Annotated in this window: 22 protein-coding genes and 2 pseudogenes; 18 read left to right on the forward strand and 6 right to left on the reverse strand. The window is 38.7% G+C overall.

Translation table 11 applies throughout. From position 1 onward, the window contains the following. Window positions 1–181 precede the first annotated feature (181 nt). A complete protein-coding gene (gene dnaK, locus ADG81_RS02490; RefSeq protein ID WP_000034661.1) occupies window positions 182–2,005 on the forward strand; it encodes a molecular chaperone DnaK in 1,824 nt (607 codons plus the stop codon). 370 nt (window positions 2,006–2,375) lie between these two features. After that, a complete protein-coding gene (gene dnaJ, locus ADG81_RS02495) occupies window positions 2,376–3,512 on the forward strand; it encodes a molecular chaperone DnaJ (protein ID WP_001066308.1) in 1,137 nt (378 codons plus the stop codon). 279 nt (window positions 3,513–3,791) lie between these two features. Here dnaJ and ADG81_RS02500 read toward each other — a convergent pair whose 3' ends face one another. Both ADG81_RS02500 and ADG81_RS02505 read right to left on the reverse strand, forming a co-directional pair. After that, complete coding sequence (locus tag ADG81_RS02500; RefSeq protein WP_000777754.1) at window positions 3,792–4,079, reverse strand: hypothetical protein; 288 nt, start codon at window positions 4,077–4,079, stop codon at window positions 3,792–3,794. 9 nt (window positions 4,080–4,088) lie between these two features. Continuing rightward, complete coding sequence (locus tag ADG81_RS02505; protein WP_049550803.1) at window positions 4,089–4,499, reverse strand: HIT family protein; 411 nt, start codon at window positions 4,497–4,499, stop codon at window positions 4,089–4,091. A 67-nt stretch (window positions 4,500–4,566) separates the two neighbouring features. On the opposite strand from ADG81_RS02505, the gene ADG81_RS02510 reads away from it, so the two are divergent. Next, window positions 4,567–5,298, forward strand: coding sequence for an ABC transporter ATP-binding protein (locus tag ADG81_RS02510; protein ID WP_000889954.1), 732 nt, complete (start codon window positions 4,567–4,569; stop codon window positions 5,296–5,298). Then, a complete protein-coding gene (locus ADG81_RS02515; protein WP_049550804.1) occupies window positions 5,295–6,344 on the forward strand; it encodes an ABC transporter permease in 1,050 nt (349 codons plus the stop codon). Before ADG81_RS02510 ends, ADG81_RS02515 begins: the two co-directional genes overlap by 4 nt. Before the next feature lie 61 nt (window positions 6,345–6,405). Here the strand turns inward: ADG81_RS02515 and ADG81_RS02520 are convergent, their stop codons facing one another. Next, window positions 6,406–6,735 (reverse strand): hypothetical protein, encoded by a 330-nt coding sequence (locus tag ADG81_RS02520; RefSeq protein ID WP_004261043.1) that lies wholly within the window; start codon window positions 6,733–6,735, stop codon window positions 6,406–6,408. A 276-nt stretch (window positions 6,736–7,011) separates the two neighbouring features. Between ADG81_RS02520 and ADG81_RS02525 the strand changes: the two genes are divergently transcribed. Genes ADG81_RS02525 through ADG81_RS02535 form a run of 3 tightly spaced genes read left to right on the forward strand, consistent with a single transcriptional unit; the run spans window position 7,012 to window position 9,446 of the window. Beyond that, entirely contained in the window at window positions 7,012–7,350 is a 339-nt protein-coding gene (locus ADG81_RS02525; protein ID WP_049550805.1) for a LytTR family DNA-binding domain-containing protein, read from the forward strand. A 4-nt stretch (window positions 7,351–7,354) separates the two neighbouring features. Continuing rightward, entirely contained in the window at window positions 7,355–8,092 is a 738-nt protein-coding gene (locus tag ADG81_RS02530) for a response regulator transcription factor (RefSeq protein WP_049550806.1), read from the forward strand. Window positions 8,093–8,105: 13 nt separating this feature from the next. Further along, on the forward strand, window positions 8,106–9,446 hold the full coding sequence (locus tag ADG81_RS02535; RefSeq protein ID WP_049550807.1) for a sensor histidine kinase: 1,341 nt from the start codon (window positions 8,106–8,108) through the stop codon (window positions 9,444–9,446). A gap of 44 nt (window positions 9,447–9,490) precedes the next feature. Here ADG81_RS02535 and blpC read toward each other — a convergent pair whose 3' ends face one another. From blpC to blpA, 3 genes are read right to left on the reverse strand one after another with little or no spacing between them, the layout of a single operon-like run. Next, entirely contained in the window at window positions 9,491–9,646 is a 156-nt protein-coding gene (gene blpC, locus ADG81_RS02540; protein ID WP_049550808.1) for a quorum-sensing system pheromone BlpC, read from the reverse strand. A gap of 56 nt (window positions 9,647–9,702) precedes the next feature. Next, a complete protein-coding gene (locus ADG81_RS02545) occupies window positions 9,703–11,064 on the reverse strand; it encodes a bacteriocin secretion accessory protein (protein ID WP_049550809.1) in 1,362 nt (453 codons plus the stop codon). 10 nt (window positions 11,065–11,074) lie between these two features. Continuing rightward, on the reverse strand, window positions 11,075–13,228 hold the full coding sequence (gene blpA / locus ADG81_RS02550; RefSeq protein WP_049550810.1) for a peptide cleavage/export ABC transporter BlpA: 2,154 nt from the start codon (window positions 13,226–13,228) through the stop codon (window positions 11,075–11,077). A gap of 485 nt (window positions 13,229–13,713) precedes the next feature. Between blpA and ADG81_RS02555 the strand changes: the two genes are divergently transcribed. From ADG81_RS02555 to rimP, 11 genes and pseudogenes are all read left to right on the forward strand, one after another. Continuing rightward, the gene (locus tag ADG81_RS02555; protein ID WP_152902941.1) at window positions 13,714–13,959 is read left to right on the forward strand and encodes a hypothetical protein; all 246 of its coding nucleotides are present in this window, start codon (window positions 13,714–13,716) and stop codon (window positions 13,957–13,959) included. A gap of 10 nt (window positions 13,960–13,969) precedes the next feature. Further along, window positions 13,970–14,164, forward strand: a complete 195-nt coding sequence (locus tag ADG81_RS02560) for a hypothetical protein (protein ID WP_049550812.1) — start codon at window positions 13,970–13,972, stop codon at window positions 14,162–14,164. Window positions 14,165–14,749: 585 nt separating this feature from the next. Beyond that, a pseudogene (locus ADG81_RS02565) lies at window positions 14,750–14,896 on the forward strand (Blp family class II bacteriocin); the annotation flags it as partial. Between the two features lie 105 nt (window positions 14,897–15,001). Further along, a complete protein-coding gene (locus tag ADG81_RS02570; protein ID WP_049550814.1) occupies window positions 15,002–15,406 on the forward strand; it encodes a hypothetical protein in 405 nt (134 codons plus the stop codon). 161 nt (window positions 15,407–15,567) lie between these two features. Then, window positions 15,568–16,605 carry a thioredoxin domain-containing protein gene (locus tag ADG81_RS02575; RefSeq protein WP_049550815.1) on the forward strand — a complete coding sequence of 346 codons (1,038 nt, stop codon included), beginning with the start codon at window positions 15,568–15,570 and terminating at the stop codon, window positions 16,603–16,605. Window positions 16,606–16,912: 307 nt separating this feature from the next. Continuing rightward, entirely contained in the window at window positions 16,913–17,098 is a 186-nt protein-coding gene (locus ADG81_RS02580) for a Blp family class II bacteriocin (RefSeq protein ID WP_049550816.1), read from the forward strand. A 57-nt stretch (window positions 17,099–17,155) separates the two neighbouring features. After that, entirely contained in the window at window positions 17,156–17,350 is a 195-nt protein-coding gene (locus ADG81_RS02585; protein ID WP_049550817.1) for a Blp family class II bacteriocin, read from the forward strand. 674 nt (window positions 17,351–18,024) lie between these two features. Continuing rightward, a pseudogene (locus tag ADG81_RS02590) lies at window positions 18,025–18,447 on the forward strand (CPBP family intramembrane glutamic endopeptidase); the annotation flags it as partial. Between the two features lie 160 nt (window positions 18,448–18,607). Beyond that, window positions 18,608–19,402: a cell cycle regulator CcrZ gene (gene ccrZ / locus ADG81_RS02595; protein ID WP_000363005.1), complete on the forward strand. Its 795-nt coding sequence runs from the start codon at window positions 18,608–18,610 to the stop codon at window positions 19,400–19,402. Next, window positions 19,399–20,034 carry a tRNA (guanosine(46)-N7)-methyltransferase TrmB gene (gene trmB / locus ADG81_RS02600; RefSeq protein ID WP_001266094.1) on the forward strand — a complete coding sequence of 212 codons (636 nt, stop codon included), beginning with the start codon at window positions 19,399–19,401 and terminating at the stop codon, window positions 20,032–20,034. Before ccrZ ends, trmB begins: the two co-directional genes overlap by 4 nt. 126 nt (window positions 20,035–20,160) lie before the next feature. Continuing rightward, window positions 20,161–20,640: a ribosome maturation factor RimP gene (rimP, locus tag ADG81_RS02605; RefSeq protein ID WP_001808691.1), complete on the forward strand. Its 480-nt coding sequence runs from the start codon at window positions 20,161–20,163 to the stop codon at window positions 20,638–20,640. The last annotated feature ends 4 nt before the right edge of the window (window positions 20,641–20,644 follow it).

Consider the following 20,644-nt stretch of genomic DNA (forward strand, 5'->3'; position numbering starts at 1 on the left):
CAATAGTGAGCGAAGCGAACCAAAGACGATACTCTTCGCCGTGGCGCTATTTGCGCAAACTTTTAGACCTTAGGCTCAAAGTTTAGTCAAAGAGATTGACGAAGTCAAGCTCTGACGGCGCCGCCACTTAAGAAGAGTATCAAAAAGAAAAATAGAATATAAAATTTAAGGAGAAAAACACATGTCTAAAATTATCGGTATTGACTTAGGTACAACAAACTCAGCAGTTGCAGTTCTTGAAGGAACTGAAAGCAAAATCATCGCAAACCCAGAAGGAAACCGTACAACTCCATCTGTAGTCTCATTCAAAAACGGTGAAATCATCGTTGGTGATGCTGCAAAACGTCAAGCAGTTACAAATCCAGATACAGTTATCTCTATCAAATCTAAAATGGGAACTTCTGAAAAAGTTTCTGCTAACGGAAAAGAATACACTCCACAAGAAATCTCAGCTATGATTCTTCAATACTTGAAAGGTTATGCTGAAGACTACCTTGGTGAAAAAGTAACCAAAGCAGTTATCACAGTTCCTGCTTACTTCAACGACGCTCAACGTCAAGCCACAAAAGACGCTGGTAAAATCGCTGGTCTTGAAGTAGAACGTATCGTCAACGAACCAACTGCAGCAGCTCTTGCTTATGGTTTGGACAAGACTGACAAAGAAGAAAAAATCTTGGTATTTGACCTTGGTGGTGGTACATTCGACGTCTCTATCCTTGAATTGGGTGACGGTGTCTTCGACGTATTGTCAACTGCAGGGGACAACAAACTCGGTGGTGATGACTTTGACCAAAAAATTATCGACCACTTGGTAGCAGAATTCAAGAAAGAAAACGGTATTGACTTGTCTACTGACAAGATGGCAATGCAACGTTTGAAAGATGCAGCTGAAAAAGCTAAGAAAGACCTTTCTGGTGTAACTTCAACTCAAATCAGCTTGCCATTTATCACTGCTGGTGAAGCTGGACCTCTTCACTTGGAAATGACTTTGACTCGTGCAAAATTTGACGATTTGACTCGTGACCTTGTAGAACGTACAAAAGTTCCAGTTCGTCAAGCCCTTTCTGATGCAGGTTTGAGCTTGTCAGAAATCGACGAAGTTATCCTTGTTGGTGGTTCAACTCGTATCCCTGCCGTTGTTGAAGCTGTTAAGGCTGAAACTGGTAAAGAACCAAACAAATCAGTAAACCCTGATGAAGTAGTTGCTATGGGTGCTGCCATCCAAGGTGGTGTGATTACTGGTGATGTTAAAGACGTTGTCCTTCTTGACGTAACACCATTGTCACTTGGTATCGAAACAATGGGTGGAGTATTTACAAAACTTATCGATCGCAACACTACTATTCCAACATCTAAATCACAAGTCTTCTCAACTGCAGCAGACAACCAACCAGCCGTTGATATCCACGTTCTTCAAGGTGAACGCCCAATGGCAGCAGATAACAAGACTCTTGGACGTTTCCAATTGACAGATATCCCAGCTGCACCTCGTGGTATCCCACAAATCGAAGTAACATTTGACATCGACAAGAACGGTATCGTGTCTGTTAAAGCTAAAGACCTTGGAACTCAAAAAGAACAAACAATTGTGATCCAATCTAACTCAGGTTTGACTGACGAAGAAATCGACCGCATGATGAAAGATGCAGAAGCTAACGCTGAAGCAGATAAGAAACGTAAAGAAGAAGTTGACCTTCGTAACGAAGTAGACCAAGCTATCTTTGCGACTGAAAAGACTATCAAGGAGACTGAAGGAAAAGGCTTTGATGCAGAGCGTGATGCTGCTCAAGCTGCCCTTGATGATCTTAAGAAAGCGCAAGAAGACAACAACTTGGACGATATGAAAGCAAAACTTGAAGCGTTGAACGAAAAAGCTCAAGGACTTGCTGTGAAACTCTACGAACAAGCCGCAGCAGCGCAACAAGCTCAAGCAGGAGCAGAAGGCGCGCAAGCAACAGGAAACGCAGGCGATGACGTCGTAGACGGAGAGTTTACGGAAAAATAAAATAGTCCAGTGGACTATTTTATCCCGAGCTTGAAAATCAGGCGGATATAAGAAGAAATCCAGAGGTTGCAACCCAGCCTCTGTTTTTCGATAAAAAGGGATCAAACCTGATTTATTTGGATTTTGTCTCATCAATATAAAAGAAAGGAATTGAACCCGATCTAAATCGAGGTTTGATTCACAACATCAATAGAAAGGAATAAGGGTGTTCAGGGAATTGAACACGGGTTCCAGAATTTCTAACTCAATATAAAAGAAAGGAATTGAACCCGACCTAAATTCTCGGAAAAAAGATAAATCTGTCTAGGAGCATCGCTCCAGCGTCAGATTTCCTATTTTTCAGTCGAATTTTACGGTCTTGGTATCTTGTATGAACAATACTGAATTTTATGATCGTCTGGGGGTGTCAAAAAACGCTTCGGCAGACGAGATCAAAAAGGCTTATCGTAAGCTTTCAAAAAAATACCACCCAGATATCAACAAGGAGCCTGGTGCTGAGGAAAAGTACAAGGAAGTTCAGGAAGCCTATGAGACTTTGAGTGACGACCAAAAACGTGCGGCCTATGACCAATATGGTGCTGCGGGTGCCAATGGTGGTTTTGGTGGAGCTGGTGGTTTCGGCGGTTTCGATGGGGCAGGAGGCTTCGGTGGTTTTGAAGATATCTTCTCAAGTTTCTTCGGCGGAGGCGGTGCTTCGCGCAATCCAAATGCTCCTCGTCAGGGGGATGATCTCCAGTATCGTGTCAATTTGACCTTTGAAGAAGCTATTTTTGGAGCTGAAAAAGAAGTCAAATATAACCGTGAAGCAAGCTGTAGTACATGTAATGGCTCAGGTGCTAAGCCAGGAACAAGTCCAGTCACTTGTGGACGCTGTCATGGAGCTGGTGTCATTAACGTTGATACACAAACTCCTCTTGGTATGATGCGTCGTCAAGTAACCTGTGATGTCTGTCATGGTCGCGGAAAAGAAATCAAAGATCCATGTACAACTTGTCACGGAACAGGTCATGAAAAACAAGCTCATAGCGTACATGTGAAAATCCCTGCTGGTGTGGAAACTGGTCAACAAATTCGCTTAGCAGGTCAAGGTGAAGCTGGCTTTAATGGTGGACCTTATGGTGACTTGTATGTAGTGGTTTCTGTGGAAGCCAGCGACAAGTTTGAACGTGAAGGAACGACTATCTTCTACAATCTCAACCTCAACTTCGTCCAAGCGGCTCTTGGTGACACAGTGGATATCCCAACTGTTCACGGCGATGTTGAATTGGTTATTCCAGAGGGAACTCAGACTGGTAAGAAATTCCGTTTACGTGGTAAGGGAGCTCCGAGCCTTCGTGGTGGTGCAGTTGGTGACCAATACGTTACCGTTAATGTCGTAACACCGACAGGCTTGAACGACCGCCAAAAAGCAGCCTTGAAGGAATTCGCAGCTGCTGGTGATTTAAAAGTCAATCCAAAGAAAAAAGGCTTTTTTGACCATATTAAAGATGCCTTTGAAGGAGAATAAAAGTAAAAAGAGCCGTTGGGCTCTTTTTGTTTATAGATTTTTTAAGACTTTCCTTAAGTAATGACGGACGGTAGCGACCTTCTTCGAAGTTCCATACCTAAACTTTGAGCCTAGATATCAAAGTTTCCGGACACCTGAAATCAAGCTGTTTCAGGTGTTTTCATTACGGCGGAAAGTCTTCGATTTAGTTATGAAACGGTGAATGAGTTGGCTAAATTATGATGTATTGTTGATGTAATATAGCTTGTTTATGTTTTAAAAAGAGCCACTCGGCTCTTTTTACTTATCTTCGATTTCCTGTGTTTCTTTTATCACAGCTAATCTAGTCTGGATATCTTTTTCCAAGACCTTAAACTTGTAAGTCAGGTCTTCTTGGTATTCCTTGATGAGTTCTTTTTGTTGGTCGATGATTTGCAGGCTGTTTTGGATAATATCCACATCATCCTTGATAGCTTGAACGCGGTCAGTGGTATTCAAGACTTCATCTGTGATGGTTTGACGATTTTTTGTGACCAGATAACTTCCGGCTGCAGCTCCTGCAAATAGCAATAGATTGGATAATTTCATGGTAACTCCTTAGGCATTTTTGATGATTTCAGCGACTTGAGCAAGTTTGTCAAAGTCTGGTTCGTGGGCGATAAAATCAATCTTGAGGTCATCGTCCGCACTGTAGCGAGGCACGAGGTGAACGTGAGTATGAAAGACGGTTTGACCAGCGATTTCTTCACAGTTGGCAATGATATTCATACCAGCAGCCTTAGTGGCTTTCATGACTTTTTGAGCCACTTTTGGCACTTGGGCAAAGAGTTGGCTAGCGCTAGTAGCGTCCATCTCCAAAAGATTGCGATAGTGTTCCTTTGGCACGACCAAGGTGTGTCCTGGTGTTACTTGAGAGATATCAAGAAAGGCAAGAACCTGCTCATCTTCGTATACTTTTGAAGCAGGAATTTCCCCTGCGATGATTTTACAAAAAATGCAATCTGACATAAAATCTACCTCTACTGTATTGAATTTTGATATAATATAGCTACATTATACCAGATTTGGAGAAAATATGTTAGAAATTAAAAACCTGACAGGTGGCTATGTTCATGTCCCTGTCTTGAAAGATGTGTCCTTTACTGTTGAAAGTGGGCAGCTGGTCGGTTTGATTGGTCTCAATGGTGCTGGGAAATCGACGACAATCAATGAGATTATCGGTCTGTTGACACCTTATAGTGGCTCCATCAATATCAATGGCTTGACCCTGCAAGAAGATGCGACAAGTTACCGTAAGCAAATTGGCTACATTCCTGAGACACCTAGCTTGTATGAGGAATTGACCCTCAGAGAGCATATCGAAACGGTTGCTATGGCTTATGGTATTGAGCAGAAAGTGGCTTTTGACCGAGTAGAGCCCTTGTTAAAAATGTTTCGTCTGGACCAGAAATTGGACTGGTTCCCTGTTCATTTTTCAAAAGGGATGAAGCAGAAGGTCATGATTATCTGTGCTTTTGTGGTGGATCCGAGTCTTTTCATCGTGGATGAGCCTTTCCTTGGTCTTGATCCGCTGGCTATTGCGGACTTGATTCAGCTTTTGGAAGTGGAAAAGCAAAAAGGTAAGTCCATTCTCATGAGTACTCACGTGCTGGATTCGGCGGAGAAGATGTGTGATGCCTTTGTCATTCTCCACAAGGGTGAGGTGCGTGCTAAAGGAAATCTCCTGCAACTGCGCGAAGCCTTTGACATGCCTGAGGCTAGTTTGAATGATATTTACTTGGCTCTGACCAAAGAGGAGGAGCTATGAAAGACTTGTTTTTAAAGAGAAAGCAGGCTTTTCGTAAGGAGTGTGTCGGTTATCTGCGCTATGTGCTCAATGACCACTTTGTCTTGTTCCTGCTTGTCTTGCTGGGCTTTCTAGCCTACCAGTACAGTCAACTCTTACAACATTTTCCTGAAAACCATTGGCCAATTCTTTTGTTTGTAGGAATTACCTCTGTTTTGCTTTTGCTTTGGGGAGGAATTGCTACCTATATGGAGGCTCCAGACAAGCTCTTTCTCTTGGTCGGAGAAGAGGAAATCAAGCTCCATCTCAAGCATCAAACTGGCATTTCTCTAGTCTTTTGGCTCTTTGTCCAGACCCTTTTCTTGCTGTTATTTGCGCCTTTATTTTTGGCAATGGGTTATGGCTTGCCAGTTTTTCTGGTCTATGTGCTTTTATTGGGGGTAGGAAAATATTTCCTCTTTCGTCAAAAGGCCAGCAAATTTTTCACTGAAACTGGACTAGACTGGGATTATGTCATTTCCCAAGAAAGCAAGCGTAAGCAAGTCTTGCTTCGTTTCTTTGCCCTCTTTACGCAGGTAAAGGGAATTTCAAACAGCGTCAAGCGTCGTGCCTATCTGGACTTTATCCTAAAGGCTGTTCAGAAGGTGCCTGGAAAGATTTGGCAAAATCTCTATCTGCGTTCTTATCTGCGAAATGGAGACCTCTTTGCCCTCAGCCTTCGTCTGCTCTTGCTTTCCTTGCTGGCGCAGGTCTTTATCGAGCAAGCTTGGATTGCGACAGCAGTGGTGGTTCTCTTTAACTACCTCTTGCTCTTCCAGTTGCTGGCTCTCTATCACGCCTTTGACTACCAGTATTTGACTCAACTTTTTCCACTGGACAAGGGGCAAAAGGAAAAAGGCTTGCAGGCGGTTGTCCGAGGATTGACCAGTTTTGTTTTACTTGTGGAATTAGTTGTCGGGTTGATTACCTTCAAAGAAAAACTAGCCCTTCTAGCCTTGCTGGGAGCTGGTTTGGTTTTACTAGTCTTGTACTTACCTTATCAGGTAAAACGTCATATGCAGGACTAATATTGCTTATATGATATTAAAAAAGAAGTTGAGTTCAGTTTGTCTCAACTTCTTTTATTTTCTACAAGATAATGGTTGGTCCGTAGAGACTCAACTTGGTCTTGACTTGGTCAAAGTGGAAGCGGTCATAGGCCCGCCAAGCGGCGCGAGTAGGAGCATCTGGATCAAGAGCGCTGAGTCCCATGAGAAGACTGGAAGTCTGGTAAAATTTTTCCAGTTCAATCAAGACTCGATTATCCACTGTCTCAGCCTTGGCTAAAAAACCAAGAATAGAGTTTAATTGCTCCTGAAAGCGGACGTCGTCAGCGGTTGCCTGTTTGCATGCTTGGTAGGCTTTGTTTAAATCCGTAATCAAAGTCTGAGCTCTTTTGATGGGGTCTGTATCTGTCATGAGAATTCCTCCTCTAATCTGGGTGCTAGTTTTGATTATAGCAATTGTATTTTGATACTGTCAGTCTATCACTTTTATCTCCTTTTTCGCCTTCAAATCTTTAATTGTTCTTGAAATGTCTTGAATGGCAATGAGTAGATTTTATGATAAAATAGTTGTAACCTCATCATGATGTTGTAGAAAAATAATCCTTTTAGGAGCTTTCAAAGACTGTTTAGGATTGGGTGTGCTTGTGCTAGACCTTTTCTGTTATTCTTTTCTTAGGAGGAGAATCCAATGAAACATATGATTATTCAGACACAGAAAACAGTCTATAAAGTAAACGTCGACGATATCTACTATATCCAAATGCATCCAACTAAAGCACATACCGTACAGATTGTTACAGAAGAAGCTAGTTTTAATATGGTTCAAAATTTAAGTAATCTTGAGAACCAATATGGGGAAACCTTGATGAGATGTCATCGAAATTGTTTGGTCAATCTTGATAAAGTAAAATCGATTGATTTTCAAGAAAGAATCCTTTTTCTTGGAGAAGAAAGTCAATACGCTGTCAAGTATTCCAGACGTCGCTATAGAGAAATTCGTCAAAAATGGTTGAAAGAGGGAGAGTAAAAAGATGAGAATATTTGTTTTAGAAGATGATTTTTCCCAGCAGACTAGGATTGAAACGACGATTGAGAAACTTTTGAAAGCACATCATATCACTCCCAGCTCTTTTGAGATCTTTGGCAAGCCAGACCAACTGCTGGCAGAGGTGCATGAGAAGGGATCCCATCAGCTATTCTTTTTGGACATTGAGATTCGAAATGAGGAGATGAAAGGCTTAGAAGTGGCAAGAAAGATTCGGGATCGGGACCCTTATGCCTTGATCGTCTTTGTGACGACTCACTCGGAGTTTATGCCCCTGTCCTTTCGCTATCAAGTCTCTGCTTTAGACTACATTGATAAGGCTCTTTCGGCAGAGGAGTTTGAATCTCGTATCGAAACAGCCCTCCTCTATGCCAATAGTCAAGATAGTAAAAGTCTGGCGGAAGATTGCTTTTACTTTAAATCAAAATTTGCCCAATTCCAGTATCCTTTTAAAGAGGTTTATTATCTCGAAACATCGCCCAGAGCTCATCGTGTCATTCTCTATACCAAGACGGATAGGCTGGAATTTACGGCGAGTTTAGAGGAAGTTCTCAAGCAGGAGCCCCGTCTCTTGCAATGCCATCGCTCTTTTCTCATCAATCCAGCCAATGTGGTTCGTTTAGATAAGAAAGAAAAACTACTTTACTTTCCCAATGGTGGAAGCTGTCTGATTGCGCGCTATAAGGTCAGGGAAGTGTCTGAGGCTATCAATAACTTACACTGAGTGAGGAGAATTTATGTATATTTTTTGGATGATATTGTATTCACTAGCTATTAGTGGGCTAGAAATTATCATGTTCTTTAAGGTAGATGGAATTAGTCTCACTTTCGATAGAATTTTTAAGGCCTTTCTTCTAAAATTTCTTATAGCAGCAATTGTTACAACTTTTAAATTTTTAGTCTTGACTGACTATCTGTCATACTTTATAGAACCCTTGTTCGGCATCAGCTTGTCTTCCTTATTGTTAAGAGGGCTTCCTAAAAAATTCCTTTTCTTTTATGGTCTCTTTCCAATTGTATTGATGGATATTTTTTACAGAAGTGTCTCCTATTTTGTGTTTCCGTTTTTGGGGAAAGGGCTTGTAGATGGATATGGAAATCCTCTCTTTTTGTTGATTATGATATTCGTTTACTCCATAGTATTAGTCTTTTTGAAATGGTTGGACTATGATTTCACTAGCTTGAGAAGGGAGAGCCTAGATAAAGATTTTCAAAAATCCTTGACTAAGATTAACTGGATAATGGGGGCTTACTTTCTAGTCATGGAAAGTCTGTCTTACTTTGAATATGCATACGATATCCAATCAAAGACTGTTCGCCATCTCATCCTAGTTTTTTACCTCCTTTTTTTTATGGGGATTATCAAGAAATTGGATACCTATTTGAAGGAAAAACTTCAGGAGAAACTGAACCAAGAACAGGCTTTGCGCTACAGAGATATGGAGCGCTATAGTCTGCATATAGAGGAGCTTTATAAGGAAGTTCGGAGTTTTCGCCATGACTACACCAACCTCTTGACCAGCTTACGTCTGGGCATTGAAGAGGAGGATATGGAGCAGATAAAAGAGGTCTACGACTTGGTCTTAAAGGATTCTAGTGAAAAATTGCAGGACAATAAATATGACCTTGGCCGATTGGTGAATATTCGCGACCGTGCCCTCAAAAGTCTTCTAGCAGGAAAATTTATAAAAGCTAGAGAAAAGGATATTGTCTTTAATGTCGAAGTTCCTGAGGAGATTCAGGTCGAGGGGATGAGCTTGCTTGATTTTCTAACCATTGTGTCTATCCTTTGTGACAATGCTATTGAAGCCAGTGTAGAGGCCAGTCAACCTCATGTTTCAATTGCCTTTTTAAAAAATGGAGAACAGGAGACCTTTATCATTGAAAACTCCATCAAAGAAGAGAGCATCGATATTTCTGAGATTTTCTCCTTTGGAGCCAGTTCTAAAGGGGAGGAGAGAGGAGTTGGTCTCTATACCGTTATGAAGCTTGTGGAAACTTATCCTAATACTAGTTTAAATACCACCTGTCAAAATCAAGTCTTTCGTCAGGTACTTACTGTGATACATACAGAATGATGAAAAAAATAAGACCGAGAGTTCTTTTATCTCGATCTTATTTTTTATAGTTGTATTGGCTGATGAAGTCCTTGTGTGATGCTATGAGAATATCTACTAACGCTATAAAAGAAATCTTCCCACCATCCTCCACCTGTAATTTGGTTGAGTTCGGTAGTTGTTAGTTCTTGAAATGAAGTTAGGTTTTGATTCTTATCCATGTTATGATTCTCCTTTTTGATAAGATAATAAATAGTTATAGAGTGTTATCTGAAAATTAATCAGAATGGGTTAAAATTTTATCTTTGAAATAATCAAAATATGTTTTCTTTGCAGTTACACTAGTGACGCGACCTTGTAAGCCATATTGGATGAGTTTACTATCCTCATTAGATAGTTTTGCAAGAGCGGTTAATTTAAAGAGATTTCCTTGCTCTGTTCTGGTAGGAGTTTGATCAATTGTCTGAAGTTGGCCGATGATGGTAATGCCGTGATTTCCAATCTTCTCCAGTTTTAATCTTACAGTTTGTCCTTTATCTAGTAGAGGTAGATAGTCAGAAGATACGTAGTAAGTGATTAGTACTTCTCTTGTATCTGTGATGACAGGGAATATTTGAGCAATTTCTGTACCAGTTGGAATTCTATTTTTACCTTCAAATTCGCTGTTCAGATGAACGATACCTTTACTTGGAGCGGTTAAGGTATTGTTTTCTAAGCGCTGTGTCGCTTGATCTAGTTGTACTTTTAATTCTGTTAATTGATTCTCCACGGTTAGTTGTTGCTGTGAGGCTGTTTGTAAAAACTGTGTGCGGAGTACTTCAATTTTGGTTGCTAAACTATTATCATAAGTTGCTACACTTCCGATACCAGCTTGCTGAATTTTGAGGCTTGTGATAGATGATTCAAGACCTGCAATACTTTGATTAATTTGAGATAAAAATGGCTCCTCTGCAGTTCCTTGTGTTTGTCCTTGTGAGGCTACAAGATAACGATTCAAAATTGACTGGTGCGGATTGCCAGTTGGTAAGCGAGCCCTTTTATTTATGATAGCATCACTCAGCTCTTGATATTCTCCAATTTGTTGTTGAACTTTTGTAATTTCTTGTTCGATGGCTGATGAACTGCTATTGGCAAGATTAGCTTGATTTGAAACTTCGGTGTTAGTCTTTGTGATACCCAGTTCAAGATCATGGGATTGTTTAGTAAAATTCATAAAGGTATTATGGTAGCCAAACTCATCCTCGCCAGAAAAAAGATCAGTCGCTTTTTCTAAGCTTTGTTTCAAAATTCCAAGTCCTTCGTTTTGCTTCTCAAGTCTTTGTAATTGAGTTGCTAAGGCAGTTTTCTGACTTTCTTCCATTGTTTCAGAGTATTTGATAAGTAAGTCACCTTTTTCAACTACTTGATTTGCCACTAAATGATTAGCAAGGATAGGATTATCACTGGTCGACTGAATGGATGCAATGACACTTGTAGGGGCGATTTCTCCTTGGGAAGTAACAGTAATTTCTTTTGTGGCAACAAGGGAGAAAATCAAGATGAAAGTAAATAATAATGAAAGAGGTATAATTAACACTGTCGCATAGTTATGGTAACGTCTCTGATAAAACTCGACGCTTCTAAAAAGATTAGGATTCATGACATTCTCCTTATTTATTGAATAGATGATGGTAGAAGCCTTGCGCCTGCATTAACTCTTGGTGGCTACCAACTTCAATGATTTTCCCCTGGTCAAGAACAATGACACGGTTGGTTCGTTCGGCTATACTGAGACGATGGGCTACAAAGAGAATGGTTTTATCAGTGAGGGACATAAGATTATCTATAACTTTTTTCTCAGTCAAGACATCAAGACCGCTAGTAGCTTCATCCAGTATTAAAACAGGAGATTTAGTTAAAAGAGCACGAGCGAGGGCTATTCGTTGCTTTTGTCCTCCTGATAGACCAGATCCATCAGAGAGCTGAGTTTGATAGCCCATAGGCATTCTTTCAATGTCTTGACGGATTTCAGCTAATTCACAAGCTCTTAGAATATCTTCTTGGCTAATCATATGATTACCACCCAAGGTTAAGTTTTCCAAAATAGAGCCATTAAAGATATAGGCTTGTTGGGGTAGGTAATTAATATGACGGCGCAAGACTTTTTTATCAATGTTTTTAATATCCTGATGATTGATGGAAATATGTCCTTTGTAGGGTTCAAAGAAATTGACAATCATTTTGGCTAAAGTTGTTTTACCAGAACCACTGACACCAACTAGGCTAACCTTATCTCCTTGTTTAATCGTGAGATTAATATCTGTTAAGGTATCTCGTCCAAAACCATACTTATAAGAAAGGTCATCAAATTCAATATCGCCCATCAAAAAATGTGAATGAACAGGGTTTTCTTGAACTTGAAATTCAGATTCGATTAGATAGACTTCGTTCAAACGGTTATTAGCGACCTTCGCAGATTGGAGTTTGGTTTGGAGGTTGATAATATTTTCCATAGGAGTTGTAAAGTAAGAAAGAAGTGTGTTAAAGGTAATCAGCTGACCGATAGAAATTTTACTCGACATGACTAATTGAGCGCCAAACCATAGGATAAGGATATTCAGAACTAATTTTGTTCCCTGCTTTAAACTCGTTTGTAAAATAGAATACTTACTGAGCTTAAAGGATTTTTCCAAATAATCTACAAATTCGCTGTCTATATTTTGATAGCGATTTTCTTCACTCGTGAGCGACTTTATAGTTTCAATCCCGTTGATATCTTCGATAATGGCAGAGCTAACCATAGAATTACTTTGCATGACATCATGGTTCATTTTTTCGAAAGGCTTCATAAAAGAAAAGATGATGAACATGTATATAGGAATGGAAATAAGAGAAAGAAGGAAGAGATTAGGGTTTTGTGCCAGTAAGACACCCCCTACAAGAATCAGAATGGAAACATCCAGAAAAAGAGAAAGAATGGTAGAAGCCAAGGCATCTATAATAGAGTTAGCATCTGTGAACCGTGAAATGATTTCTCCTGTACGACGTGTCGCAAAGAAAGACATAGGAAGTTCAAAAATATGGCGAATATAGGATAAAATCACATCAATACTTAATCTTTGACTCAGAACGGTTAGGAGATAATCTCTGGAGAAGCCCATGATTTGTTGGAGGATATAGGTTATAACCAGACCAACTGAGATGATTCCTAAAGTTGATTTCATCTGATTTGGGATGTATTCATCCAAGATTCCTTGAAGATAATAAGAACCACCTATATTGATAATAGTGACCAATAAGCTTGAGAGAACAATGTAAGCAATGAGAGATTTTTGTTTGAAAATCAGAGGAAGGAAGCTTAGTAGGCCATTCTTTTTATCTTTATGGGGTTGATAGCTGGGTTTGGGAGCTAGAAAAATAGCTACTCCAGTCCATTCAGAGAAAAAGCGTTCTTTTGACATTTTAGTGATTTTTACAGAAGGGTCAGGATCACCAATAATCAGATAGTCTTTCTTTGTTTGATAGACAACATAGTAATGTTGGAGTTTTCCTTCTTTGTTAACGTGAACGATAAATGGATAGGGGACATCACTCATGTCAAAGAGCGTTTTATCTGCTTGAACAGGTCTTGTTTCAAAGTCCATTTCATCAGCGGCTTTTACAATGCCAAGAGCAGTCGTCCCTTCTTTATTGGTCTTTGCAAGTTCTCTCAAGTGAGCTAGAGAAAAATCTGAACCATAGAATTTAGCAATCGAGGCTAAGGCAGCAACACCGCAGTCTCTAGCATCTATTTGAGGAACAAATGTACGTTTATAAGAAGTCATTGGCAATTCCTTTCATATAGTGGATAAGTCTATTATGACATAAAAACAATTTTGTGCTTTATGAAATCTTGAATAGTCATTGAAACTTCCTGAATGGTAAAAAATGATTAGAAATTATCTTTTTTTTAATTTAGAGGTGGTTTCAAATAAAAAAGCTAATTCAAGATGTTTCGATGGCAATTCAAGATTTGGATGAAAAATTTAAAAAAACAATGATACACTAAACTTGTCAAAGTTGCAACAAGACAAAAAAGAAATGTATTAATCTTATAGGTTTTATTCATAGTAAATACTTATAAGGTATATTGTATGGATCAAGTTAGAGTGTATATCAATTTTGTAAAATGGGGGCTTGATGAAATTTCAAAACTGTAGTTCGCAATTTGGCCTATGTTTATTTGGTCTGTACTTAGTTGTAGACCATCAGGATTTATTAAACTTTATTATTGGATGTACGTTAATTATTACTTCCATTATATCGTGTCATGTTAATTATAAGAAATACAAAAGGAGAAAAAATGATTGATTTAGCTATTAATGACTTAGAAAATGTTGTTGGCGGAGGAAATGCGTTGTCTTGTGCGACCGGAATTGGCATGAGTGGTGCCATTTTAGCAGCCGCTTCAGGTCCGATTGGCTGGGGAACTTTTGCACTGCTGGCGGTTGGAGCAGCTGCTACTGGATTTGGAACAGGATATTCTTGTGGTGCATGGTATCACACTGGTGATTAAGGAGATAATTATGAAAAATATTGATCAAACTACTCTAGAAGAAATTTCTGGAGGTGGGAACATTGCTGATTGTGCGTATGGTATTGGTGGCAGTGCGTTAGCAATTGTGGCAGGACCTGCTGGTTGGGCAGGTTTGCTTGCGGCAGGTGTAGCTGGTTTTAAATTAGGCTATGCATGTACTAGTTTATATCTTCACGGGGATTAATTTATTATTTTCATTGTTTAATTACTCCTCAACATTTTAAATATACAATATTGTGACTCAACTTGTGGTTTTGATATAGTTTTAATAGAGCCTAAGATAACAATCTCTCTGACTCATGCAAAAAGCAACGGCTTTAAAACCGTTGCTTTTTGCCTTGTTATGTGACTATTAGTCCGTGCTATAATCAACGTAGAACAGATGATAAAATAGGATTTCTTATTCATTTAATGAACCTCACGTACTATGGTATTTAGTTTCGAACCCAAGAAATATTCTTCAAACTACTGCAACATCATCTCGCTGTAAAGCAGTATTGTCTGTAACTATTTTCCTAGTTTTCTTTAAATATTGATTTTTGATTGAAGACAAGAATGGTAAGCTCATTAACAATTTTCCAAAAAAATCGTGATAATATATATTATTTTTGATTTCTGAATAGTATTCGTTATGTTGGTAAGAAGAAAGTTTTTGCAATTCAAGACGTTTCGATGATAATTCAAGATTTGGATGAAAAAAATAAAAAATAATGATATACTAAGCTTATCAAGGTTGAAACAGGACAAAAATAAAAAAGGAGTATTTGTCATGGGTACAAAAATGATGTCAGAATTTTCTGTTATGGATAATGAAATGCTTGCTTGCGTTGAAGGTGGAGATATTGATTGGGGAAGAAAAATTAGTTGTGCAGCAGGGGTTGCATATGGCGCAATTGATGGGTGTGCAACAACGGTTCGACATTTCTATTGGGAGTATTCGCTATATGAATAGGTGAAATTGGTGCTGTACTAAGTGGGATTGGTGGTGCACTCACCTGTTAGCATAGGAAAGGAGATAGTAATGAAAAAAATATTTGCAACAAAACGCAATGTATTCTTAGTGAGGTTGTTGTTTGGTCAGATACCTTTGGTAGTTTCTACTTATCTATTTCTATCTAGTCAGTTTTTAAATTTTTCCTTAGTTTTCCAATTTCTTTTAGTGGTTATTAACTTGGCTTCTATTTTGGTCACTGTTTATCTCACTAGGGAAATGAGGATAAGAGAGTTTGAAGATGATGATTTGGTTAGTCCTAGAACCAATCAACTCATGTTCATCGGCTTGACAGGTTTGATGTCAATTATTTGTTTGTATAGAGGTATCACAGCAGGAGAATTCTACCAACAACTAATCGCTTATATTAGTGCTATTCTCTGCTTGATTATTATGCTTTTGCTCATTTGGGGCTTGAAGTATTATAAAAAGTAGAGCTTAATGAAGTATAAAGGGGTAAGTGTTTTTGAAATACTTACCCTTTTATAATGAATTTTTTTGCAATTCAAGATGTTTCGATGACCATTTAAGATTTATATGAATTTGTAATCTTAAATAAGGTAAGATAAAGATAACAAATGTAAAGGAGTATTCTTATGAAGAAACAAAAGATAAAATCGTTATTACTTGTACCACTTGTATTTGCATCTATTACTACGGGTGTTGTATATGCAGAAGAACAGCCTACTACTTCATCTATTCAGGCGAATGATAGTTCTGTTGTGGCACCAGATTTGCGATCGGGTACGGAAAATATGGAGCATAAACCTTCTGTTGTAACCCCAGAAGAGTATGAGAAGAATGTTACGGACTTTAAAAAGATAGATATTGAAGCCGTTCGTCAATCTTTTACAGAGGATCAGTTGGAACATACTATTTATTTTGGTAGAAAAACTTGCTCTCATTGTCGTCAATTTTCTCCTGAATTAAAAGAATTTAATAACTTGATTGAAAAGAAGTTAGAGTATTATGATTTGGATGGTAAGGATTTTGATGAGGAAGCGAGAGAGTTTCTATTTAAAAAAGTCGGTATTCCAGGAACACCAACAATTTTGTATTTAAGAAATGGACATCCGACATCTGGATGGGTTGGTGGCGGAGCAACTGCACAACAGGTTTATGATTATATGTACTCGAGAAACTCACCTAAGCAAACGGAGACAGTGAAATCTTCTGAGGAAACAGTAACTGAAAGTGTCCGTGATGAGAATACTAGAAGTGACAGCATGAATATTAGTGATAAAGTTGTAAGTGACAGCAAAGGTATGAGTGATGAAAAAAGAACCGAAATGAAAATATCCAATGCTAAGCCCAATTCTAATAGTGAAAATAGTGGGAAAGTGGAGAGTACAAACTCAGCTTCTGAAGTTAAAACTACTCAATCTGGAAATTTAGCAATGTTAGACAATAAGAATCCATTGGAAACTCCCAAACCTATTTTTGATGTTGCTCAAGAAAATAAAACTTCTTTAACTGATGTTAAGGGGACTGATTATGTAAGCAAATCTGTTACTTCGAATGAAAAATTATTACCGAAAACAGGAGAGGAAGAAAGTTACCAACTGCTTCGGCTAGCTGTCGCGTTTTTTATGGCTTCTATAATGATTAAAGTGAAACAAAAAATTCATAAATAAAAATAGATGGTAAACAGGTGCAACGATATTATTTGTTTATAATAACATATGGCTAACATTTGTCTATAGACAAGAGTGAGAAGATAGGTGTATTTATTTTATATATAAAAGATTATAATTGTGTATGAAATGAATGATAAAAGGGTAAGCATGTTTTTCATGCTTGCTTTTTAGATTCATTGTACAATTCAAGATGTTTCGATGACAATTCAAGATTTGGGTGAAAAATTTAAAAGAACAGTGCTATACTAACATTGTCAAGGTTGCAACAGGACAAAAATTAAACATAAAAAAGGAGATATTCGTCATGGATACAAAAATGATGTCACAATTTGCAGTTATGGACACAGAGGTGCTTGCTTGCATTGAAGGTGGTAGAAAATTTGGTGATTGTGAAACTGCAATTGCTGCTGGAATTGGTGTAGGTGCTATTTTTGCGGGTCCCTTGGGAGGTATAGGTTTAGGTATGGTAGCAGCCGCTTACTACTGTTAATCATCATTTGAACCTTAGTATTTATAGCGATGCCAAACTTAATTTGGAGGTGAAAAAATGGATAAGAATAATATCAAGAAATTTGAAGTTGTTGATGCAGAGCTACTATCAACTGTTAGTGGTGGTGACTGGCGTTGTGTAGTAGGAACAGCAGGAGGTGCAATATTTGGAGGTGCACTTGCAGGTCCGTGGGGAGCGATTGGTATAGGCACGGTTACTAATATGTTTTTTTGTGCTACCCCTGTTAGTTAATACTTAGTGAAAATCAAAGAGTAAACTAGTAGGATAGTTACAGATAGCTAAAAACAGTGTTTTGAGGTTGTGGATAAGGCTGACGAAGTCAGCAACATATGCCTACTGAAAGGTGATGCTGATCTAGTTCGAAGGTCTTTTGGAAGAGTTTAAGAAACAAATAATTTATAGGTTAATGTAAAATTTAGAGTTTTTATGAAAGTTTTTATATTTTTGAAGTATATGCTAAATAATATCGATGTTACTGAATAGTTTAAATATAGGTTAGTCGATAGATAACACTCTGGTATTCTTGTTTAGAGTGGAATGGATGTTAGCTAGTATTAGAATTGAAAAATTACTTACTTAGTATATATTAAAGTAAAAGTGAAGGATGAAGTATCAATATGAAAAAGTATGTAGATTTTTTAGATTTATTTGCCCGAGTTGTAGTAATATTGACGTCTCTTTTTCTTTGTATAAGAGTACTCATGATTTCAACGGAACTCTGGAGAAACATTGTGGTACTGGTGAGTACTCCTGTTACAATCTATAGTCTGATAAAGCATAGATTAGATAAGAAAGTATAGAAAAATAAAGAACATTCATAGTAAGAAAACATTATGAAACTATTGATTTATAGAATTGTTTTACTTAATCTGTAAAAAACAGAATGATAGTAGGTATTCTCAAATATTTTAAGCAAGAAACAACTTTTACTTTTCATTGAAATCTTTCTTCTAAGTCTGCTTGAGACGCTAGTTTATATTCATTTCTTCGCTGTTTCTTCTGGCGCAGGAGTTCAACACTTGGCGGAAGTCAGCAGAGGAATTTCCCTGTCTTTGATTTTGACTTCCTCAGTTTTTGGACCCATCCAGGAGGAACTCATTTTCAGAGGACTTCTTCAAGGTGCGGTTTTTGACAATTCTTGGTTAGGGATTGTACTGACTTCCTCTCTCTTTTCTTTTATGCATGGACCTTCTAATGTCCCTTCGTTTATTTTTTATCTACTTGGGGGCTTGTTACTGGGCTTTGCTTATAAAAAGAGCCAAAACCTATGGGTTTCTACTCTAGTTCACATGTTTTACAATGCTTGGCCACTCTTATATTATTTATAAAAATTATGAAAGGTAAGTAGAAGACGGTGCTTACCTTTTTCTTTCTATAATGATACCCAAGCCACCCCAGAGGCTTTTCTTTGAGAATCGGGCGTGGAGCGGTTGACGAATAGGCCAAAAACTAGTAGAATAGTAAGGAAACTTTATACGGAGGAAAGAAATGGATTTGGGTGATAATGAGCTAACACTGACTCCCATACCTGGGAAAAGTGGCAAGGCTTATATGGGTAGCTATCCTGATGGGAAGCGTATCTTTGTAAAAATGAACACCTCTCCAATCCTACCTGGTCTAGCTAGAGAACAAATTGCTCCACAATTATTATGGAGTCGCCGTTTGGCAGATGGGCGTGATATGTGTGCTCAAGAATGGTTGACAGGTAAGATATTGACCCCCTATGATATGAATCGTAAACAAATCGTCAATATCTTAACCCGTCTTCATCGCTCACGTCCGTTGATGACACAGTTGAGTCGTTTGGGATATGCTATGGAAACACCTGTAGATTTACTACAGTCTTGGCAGGAAACGGCTCCAGATGCTTTGCGTAAAAATCATTTTATCAGTGAAGTGATGGCTGATTTACGTCAGACTATTCCAGGATTTAGAGAGGACTATGCGACCATTGTCCATGGAGATGTACGACATAGTAATTGGATTGAGACAGACAGTGGCTTGATTTATTTGGTAGATTGGGATTCGGTTCGTTTGACCGACCGCATGTTTGACGTGGCTCACATGCTCTGCCATTATATTCCAGAACATCAGTGGAAGGAATGGTTGACCTACTACGGTTACAAGTATAATCAAACGGTATTAAATAAATTATATTGGTACGGTCAATTGTCTTATTTGAGCCAGATTTCCAAGTATTATATGAACCAAGATTTAGAAAATGTCAATCGGGAGATCCATGGTTTGCGTCACTTCCGAGACAAGTATGGAAAGAGAAGATGAGAGTTAGAAATCGTAAAGGGGCGACAGAATTACTAGAGGCAAATCCCCAGTATGTGGTCCTCAATCCCTTGGAAGCCAAGGGAAAATGGCGGGACTTGTTTGGCAATGATAATCCCATTCATGTGGAAGTTGGAAGTGGAAAGGGTGCCTTTGTTTCAGGTATGGCCAAGCAAAACCCTGACATCAACTATATCGGGATTGATATTCAAAAGTCTGTTTTGAGCTACGCTTTGGACAAGGTGCTTGAAGTTGGAGTGCCTAATATCAAGCTCTTGTGGGTAGATGGTTCTGACTTGACTGACTACTTTGAAGACGGTGAGATTGATCGTTTGTATCTGAACTTTTCAGATCCTTGGCCGAAAAAACGCCATGAAAAGCGTCGTTTGACCTACAAGACCTTCTTGGATACCTTCAAACGTATCTTGCCTGAAAATGGAGAAATTCATTTCAAGACGGATAACCGTGGCTTGTTTGAGTACAGCCTAGTGAGCTTTTCTCAGTATGGCATGAAGCTCAATGGTGTCTGGCTTGATTTACATGCCAGTGATTTTGAAGGCAATGTCATGACAGAATACGAGCAAAAATTCTCCAACAAGGGTCAAGTTATCTACCGAGTTGAGGCAGAATTTTAAGAAATAGCCTAAAATCAGGCTGTATAAGTGCTTTTGCTTTACATAAGTTGGCAAACGTGCTATACTAAGAGTAAGAATATGAGAAAGAGAGGCGGGGAAATATCTTCGCCTCTTGCTTATGAGGAGGTGGACGCAATCGCAACAATCGTAGAATTAGTCAGAGAAGTTGTAGAACCTGTCATAGAAGCGCCTTTCGAACTCGTGGATATCGAGTATGGAAAGATTGGCAGTGACATGATTCTCAGTATTTTTGTAGATAAACCTGAAGGAATTACCTTGAACGACACGGCAGACTTGACAGAAATTATCAGTCCTGTCCTAGACACCATCAAGCCAGATCCCTTCCCAGAACAATATTTCCTAGAAATTACCAGTCCAGGCTTGGAACGTCCTTTGAAAACTAAGGATGCCGTCGCTGGAGCGGTTGGGAAATACATCCATGTCGGGCTCTACCAAGCCATCGATAAGCAAAAGGTCTTTGAAGGAACCTTGTTGGCCTTTGAAGAGGATGAGTTGACTATGGAATATATGGACAAGACACGTAAGAAAACTGTCCAAATTCCATACAGTTTAGTATCAAAAGCACGTTTAGCAGTTAAATTATAGAAAA

The sequence above is a fragment of the Streptococcus pseudopneumoniae genome, assembly GCF_001070815.1.
Lineage (GTDB): Bacteria > Bacillota > Bacilli > Lactobacillales > Streptococcaceae > Streptococcus > Streptococcus pseudopneumoniae_P.